The 6,335-nt window shown below is 28.5% G+C and carries 8 protein-coding genes and 1 other RNA gene; 1 reads left to right on the top strand and 8 read right to left on the bottom strand.

Annotated elements, in window-relative coordinates; all coding sequences use genetic code 11:
- The 8 genes from ssrA to HUJ77_RS02300 all read right to left on the bottom strand — a co-directional run bounded on the left by ssrA (position 1) and on the right by HUJ77_RS02300 (position 5,529).
- Positions 1–329, bottom strand: a transfer-messenger RNA (tmRNA) gene (ssrA, locus tag HUJ77_RS02335).
- Between the two features lie 260 nt (positions 330–589).
- The gene (locus tag HUJ77_RS02330; RefSeq protein WP_291706962.1) at positions 590–1,288 is read right to left on the bottom strand and encodes an alpha/beta hydrolase; all 699 of its coding nucleotides are present in this window, start codon (positions 1,286–1,288) and stop codon (positions 590–592) included.
- A complete protein-coding gene (locus HUJ77_RS02325; protein WP_291706961.1) occupies positions 1,282–1,842 on the bottom strand; it encodes an HD domain-containing protein in 561 nt (186 codons plus the stop codon). The genes HUJ77_RS02330 and HUJ77_RS02325 overlap by 7 nt, the downstream gene beginning before the upstream one ends.
- 43 nt (positions 1,843–1,885) lie before the next feature.
- Positions 1,886–2,299 carry a GNAT family N-acetyltransferase gene (locus HUJ77_RS02320; protein WP_291706960.1) on the bottom strand — a complete coding sequence of 138 codons (414 nt, stop codon included), beginning with the start codon at positions 2,297–2,299 and terminating at the stop codon, positions 1,886–1,888.
- A gap of 29 nt (positions 2,300–2,328) precedes the next feature.
- The gene (locus tag HUJ77_RS02315) at positions 2,329–2,856 is read right to left on the bottom strand and encodes a GNAT family N-acetyltransferase (RefSeq protein ID WP_291706959.1); all 528 of its coding nucleotides are present in this window, start codon (positions 2,854–2,856) and stop codon (positions 2,329–2,331) included.
- A 36-nt stretch (positions 2,857–2,892) separates the two neighbouring features.
- A complete protein-coding gene (locus HUJ77_RS02310) occupies positions 2,893–3,510 on the bottom strand; it encodes an N-acetyltransferase (RefSeq protein WP_291706958.1) in 618 nt (205 codons plus the stop codon).
- 250 nt (positions 3,511–3,760) lie between these two features.
- The gene (locus HUJ77_RS02305; protein ID WP_291706957.1) at positions 3,761–4,207 is read right to left on the bottom strand and encodes a GNAT family N-acetyltransferase; all 447 of its coding nucleotides are present in this window, start codon (positions 4,205–4,207) and stop codon (positions 3,761–3,763) included.
- A 329-nt stretch (positions 4,208–4,536) separates the two neighbouring features.
- Positions 4,537–5,529, bottom strand: coding sequence for a Gfo/Idh/MocA family oxidoreductase (locus HUJ77_RS02300; RefSeq protein ID WP_291706956.1), 993 nt, complete (start codon positions 5,527–5,529; stop codon positions 4,537–4,539).
- Positions 5,530–5,700: 171 nt separating this feature from the next.
- On the opposite strand from HUJ77_RS02300, the gene HUJ77_RS02295 reads away from it, so the two are divergent.
- Positions 5,701–6,321 carry a hypothetical protein gene (locus tag HUJ77_RS02295; protein ID WP_291706955.1) on the top strand — a complete coding sequence of 207 codons (621 nt, stop codon included), beginning with the start codon at positions 5,701–5,703 and terminating at the stop codon, positions 6,319–6,321.
- The last annotated feature ends 14 nt before the right edge of the window (positions 6,322–6,335 follow it).

Raw genomic sequence — 6,335 nt, 5'->3', positions numbered from 1 at the left:
ATCGAACCCCTGTCCGAAAGCAGACCAATCTGACTTTCTACGAGCGTAGTTTGTGACTAAAATTTCGGTCCTTAGTTCGCTCACAAACAAACTCCTAATTCCCTAGCTTCATGAATACCCCTTTAGCTCAAAGCTTTGCTAAACTTCGTTTCCCACTTTAATGACACCAGTGATCCAGAGCGTGGGCACCCTGGGCTGATGAACAGCTATATTAAGCTGCTAATGCAAAATTGTCTTCTGCGTTTATCTTTAATGCATACTTTATTAGCGAGGTGACATGCTTGCCTCGGCCCGCTTATCAAACCCATCTTACCCCCGTCGAAGCCAAAACGCCCCCAGGTTAAAATTTGTTTAACGCGATTATTCAATTTTCATTCCGTGTTGTAATTATATATTATAATTTTTTTTCTGTCAATAATCATAAATCATACACTATATCTATATTTTCCCTTTTTTCAACTTCTTTTTAACTAAACTTTTTCTAATTGTCTCTTACTTAATTTTTTTAATTTTTACTAGTATTTCTTTATTACTTCTATATTTTATTACATATATATTATTGATAATATACATCTTAATTAAGCTCTATTTATATATTATTCTGTAACCAAACTTCTAGTTCATTTAAATGTTTTTCTTCTTTAAAGTAATGCTCTGCATTATCTAGAACAGTTAAATTAACTGAATGTGTATTCATAAAGTTATCTACAGTTTCTCTATCAGTTAAATTATCTTTAGATGGATATAAAATATAGGTTTTTGATTTCCATTCATCTATTGGATTTTTATTTACATAAATCCAATAATCCCAATATAATGTTTCACCTATGGTTGTTGGAATTTCCTTTTCTATCTTTAACTGCTCTTCAGTAATATTAAACCATTCCATCATATTTGAAATCAACTTTTCCATATTTAGTACCGGACATTGAAATAGAGACTTTTTAATATTAATATCTTTATAAGCTAAAAGACTAAAGTATGCACCAAGACTGCAAGCGTACAAGTTAATTTCTTTCCAATTATTCATTGCATACTTACTTATATCCTTTAAATCTTGTACAGCATTCCAAGGCATAATAGAATAATCATCTTCTTTGCGTTCTCCATGCTCTGGTAAATCAAAACTTACAACCTGATATCCCCTTGAAATAGCAATTTCAGCAAAATGTTCAGCATTTTCCTTACTTCCCATTTTTCCATGAACATATATATAGACCTTATCTGAATCTTGACCCCATACCAATGTTGGTATATTTCTTATTAAAATTCTTCTCTTATCTAACATATTTCTAATCCACCAATTTTATCTTCAAAATATTTTTTAAGTTCTATATTTTTATTCCATTTATCCTCTGGGTAATACCCATATCTAGTTTTAACATCATTCATTCTAATTTCAATATCTACAACTCCAGTTGGCATTGAAATACTATCACATAACTGAATTAGTCTATCATAATCATCATATTCATAGGAATCCAGTAAGTTAATAATTTTTTCTTTATCAGATTCAGATATATCAATTTTACCAATATACTCATTAATATTCTTTAATTGAAATGAATGTGTAATACATACTCTTGCTGCTTCATCATATCCAAATTCCATTAAATAATTATATCCATCAATAACATGAGCAATATATGTAACTCCAAATCTCCTACCAACATCATGTAGTAACCATAACACATAAGCCTTTTCTTCATCCATATCATCACATTTACTAGCTATTTTATAGGCACATTCTGCTACAACTATGGAATGATCCCTCCATGGTCCTGGATTCAAAAGATTAGATTCTTCAAGTATTTCAATTGCTTTTTCTCTTTTGGGAAACATAATAAAACCTCTCTTTATTTTCTTATAGTATTTTTAATATTTATTATAAATTTTTAACCAAGTAATGCTTTTTTCCTGTAACAGGATACTCCTCTAAAGAAAATACTTTTTTATAACCTAATTTTAAATAAAATCCTTCTGCTTGAAAGCTAAATGTATTTAGAAAGGAATACTTGCAACCTCTATTTCTCGCTTCTGTTTCTGCCTTGTTTATTATTTCAGTACCTATATCATTTCCTCTTAAATTCTCATGAACCCATAAATAATTAATAGTTAGCCAATTGCCATGAGTATCTCCTATAAGTCCAGCTACTTTTATACCCTCTTCATTTTCTAAAAATATTCCTAGTTCTTTTACATCTTTATTTTCTAGATGCTCTAAATTATACTTTAGTAGTTCTTCATATATTTCTTTCTTATCATTTTCTGAAGGCATACTTGTTATTTTATACTGCATTTTTATTCCTCCATATTATATTTAATGGTCTATGCTTTATATTCATCCTTTAAAATTCCATACTCATAAGTATCCTTCCAAATAGGATTATTATTTTCATCAGTAAAGAAATAAACATTTTGTAATAAAGTTCCTTCTCTTCTCATTCCAACTCTTTCAAGCAACTTCCACGAATTGGGATTGTTTGGATCACACATAGCAATAATACGCCTTACTCCTAATTCTCCAAAGGAATAATTAATAAGAGCTTTTAAAGCTTCTGTAGCATAGCCATTACCCCAGTAATTCACATTAAATACATAACCAACTTCCCAAGTTTCATATTCACCTTTTGAAAAATATAAATTTCCTATAAGCTTTCCATCATTTAAGCATACTGCAAGAAAGTTATTATCTTCACTACGCCTTTTAGCTTCAGCATAATCTTCTTCTCTGGTAAATGCTTTATATGGTTCAAATTTTACTACCTCTTCATTAGATAAATATTCATATAAATCCTCACCATCAGCTTCTTTAAATTCTCTTATTACCAATCTATCTGTTACTAATTCTCTCATTTTTATACCCTTACCCTCTATATTAATTAAAATAAATTAATCTATATCCCACTGACCTGGTAATCTTAGCTTCTCCATATAAGGAAACTTCTTATCAAATTCCTCAACTTTTTCAGGAAATAATTCTTCAAAAGTATCTGATTCATAGAATTTCCCCTTTACATCCTTGAGTCCATCTTTAACTAGCTCTATTCCCATAAAAGCATCAAAATTATCAGAGTCCTTAGTTGTAATTCCAAAATTATCACAAGTTTTAAAACCAAACTTAGGATAATACCCTGGTTCTCCAAATATAATTATTGCTTTATATCCAGCTTTCCTTGCTAAATCCATAGTTGTTTCAAGTAAAGCTTTACCTATTCCTTTATTATGATATTTAGGTTCTACACATAATGGTCCAAAAGTTAAAACCTCTCTTTTATTAACACCATCAATAACATAAGCTTTAGAGTACATTATTGTGCCAACTACTTTCCCATTAATAACCGCTATCCTACTTAATTCAGGAAGATAATCATTACTTTCCCTAAGAATATGAACTAAATAATGCTCATTACATCCAGGCACATGCAAATTCCAAAAAGCTTTTTTAGTCATATATTCCACATCAAAATAATCCTCTTCATTCTCTTCTCTAATTATTAAATTTTCCACCCCAACACCCCCGTTAAATAATGCATAATTGATAATTCATAATGCACAATTGTGGAAATAACTCAGACAAGCTGAGTTATTAAATTTATATATTAAAAATTATATGAGTCATTTTATTTTTTCATGATAATTTTCCAAGGCAAAAGAAAATCTTAATTCCTTCATTATTTCTAAATTATGACCATAGACGAATTTATACCTTAATTATTCATTACGCATTATGCATTGTTTCTGTTGTGCATTGAATAAGTCATATCCTCATTATCATATGCCCTTCTGCTTCTTTAAATCCAAATTTTTTATATACAGGTTTTCCATGAATTGAAGCTTGAAGCTTTATAACCTTACACCCATTTCTTTTTACTTCATCTACTAATAAATTTAACAATTTAGTTGCTATGCCCCTGCCTCTATATTCATCCTTTGTATACATATTAGTTATATAAGCTGTTTTACCACTTATATTAGAATAAGAGGGAGGAAGATTATAAAAACATACTCCTCCTGTAGCTATAATAATATTATCCTCAATTGCAACATATTGAATTAATAATCCTTTTTCCATTGTACTTTCAAAGAATTCTTCTAATTCAAAATCAATATTATCCTTGGGTTCTAGTCCCTCATCTATTAATTGCTTTTTTCTCAATTCTACAAGTTCACTAATTTCACTCTTAATAGCTCTTCTGTATATCATAATAACCCCCTTTATAAAATAAATGCATAATGCACAATTATTGAAATAATTCAGACAAGCTGAATTAAGAAAATTATAAATTCCTTTGGAATTTAATTATTACTTCTTTCATTTCTTCATTTCGATTTTGCGAATGCAAAAGAGAAATTTCATTCTTTAATTCACAAAAACTCTGTAAGAGTTTTCACCATAATTATACATTACGCATTACGCATTATGCATTAGTTAAGTTCTTTCATTTTGCAAAACTCCCAAGGAGTTTTCACCATAATTATCCATTACGCATTGTGCATTATGCACTATTTCTGTTGTGCATTACGCATTGTGCATTATGCATTATTTCCGTCTGCTGGGTACACAACTCCTATTTGTTTCCTTGCTTCTTCAATAACCGCAATAACATCTCTTGATACCTTTAATGAGTTAATCTTAGATTCTCTTTCTCCAGACTTAATTAAATCTGCAAATTCTTGTACTTCGTAGCACATATCAGCTTCATTTTGATCTAATGTTAAATCCTCTTCTCTGCCATCTCTATATATTATTTTCACATTATTAAATCCATTAATTCTATCTATTATAATGTTTCCTTCTTCTCCTTGGATTTCTGATGGTAAATATGAATTGCTTATTTTTGAGTAAATAACTACTGCTTCCATATCATCATAGCCAAATACTACACTACCTTCTCCATCTACTCCTGTGTTTAGCATAATTCCATTTGCTTTTATAGTATTAGGCTTACCAAATAGATTTACCATAGGGGATATGCAATAAACACCTATATCCATTATTGCTCCATTAGATAATTCCTTTTTAAAGGCATTTAATATCTCACCTGCTTTGTATTTGTCATATCTAGAGGAATACTGACAGTAGCTTGCAAAATACTTTCTAACTTTTCCTATCTTATGTAGGTTATCTTTAATAACTCTAAAGTTAGGTAATAAAGTAGTTTTCATGGCTTCCATAAGAACAACATCATTTTCCTTGGCTGCCCTTATCATTTCATCAGCTTCTTTTGTATTTGAAGCAAAGGCTTTTTCACATAAAACATGCTTCTTATTTTTTAAAAATAATATAGCTTGGCTAGAATGTAGTGCATTGGGAGAAGCAATATATACTGCATCTATTAAATCACTTTTAGCCATTTCTTCTAAATTTGTATATGTATATTTAATTCCATGTTTCTTTGCAAATTCTTTAGCTCTTTCTTCAGTTCTTGAATATATAGCAGAAATATTTACATCACTAATTAATTTAGCTCCTTCAATTAATCTATCAGTAATAAAGTTGCTCCCGATTATACCTATATTTATCATATTAAACACCTCTTTTATATAAAATCTTAATACATTTATTATACCATATATTAGTTAAGCATCAGCCAACAATTTCCAAAGAATTATACTTCTTTTAATGAGCATACTAATAATATCCTAATTTGGATTATTAACCTTTAATTTATAGAAATTTAACTAAGGAGAGATTTTATGAATAAGAAATTATTAAAACTACTGTCTGGATTTTTGGTTTATGCTTTTATAATAACTAACTTTATTTACTTCTTATCTAGCACAAAAAAATTTACCAGTAATTATGAAGATAATACTACCTCAAATGTTAGCAATTTTATAACTGATTCAAATAGAAATATTGAGACTTCAATAATTAATTTTATGCAAAATATATTTAATATAAGAAATACTGCATTTTTAAATGGAAATGTTGAAAAACTTTATAAATTTTATGATACTAGTGATAACTTTGGTGAGTACTCTTTAACACATGAATTTAAGAGAATAGCCTTTTTAAGAAATTTAGCAAGAAATAAAAAATTAACTTTTAAAAATATAGAATCTACCCCTACAATTAAAGAGCTAAAAGTTAAAAATGGATTATATAATTTAACTTTAAATGAAAGTTATACTTTTACTTATTTTAATAATGATAATCCCGATAAAGTTAAGACCTTTAGTGTAGACTTAATCCACACTTTAGAATTAAAGGATTCAGGAAATAGTTTTATTATTTCTAAAGATTATTATGAAGATTATTTTAAAAATGGTTTAGATGAATATGAATTTAACTTAACAGAAAAGATAATTCCTTAGAAATGTAGTATTAG

The organism is Clostridium sp., assembly GCF_021443865.1.
In the GTDB taxonomy this organism is placed as follows: Bacteria; Bacillota; Clostridia; order Clostridiales; family Clostridiaceae; genus Clostridium.
This window is presented reverse-complemented; position numbering and strand designations above follow the sequence as displayed.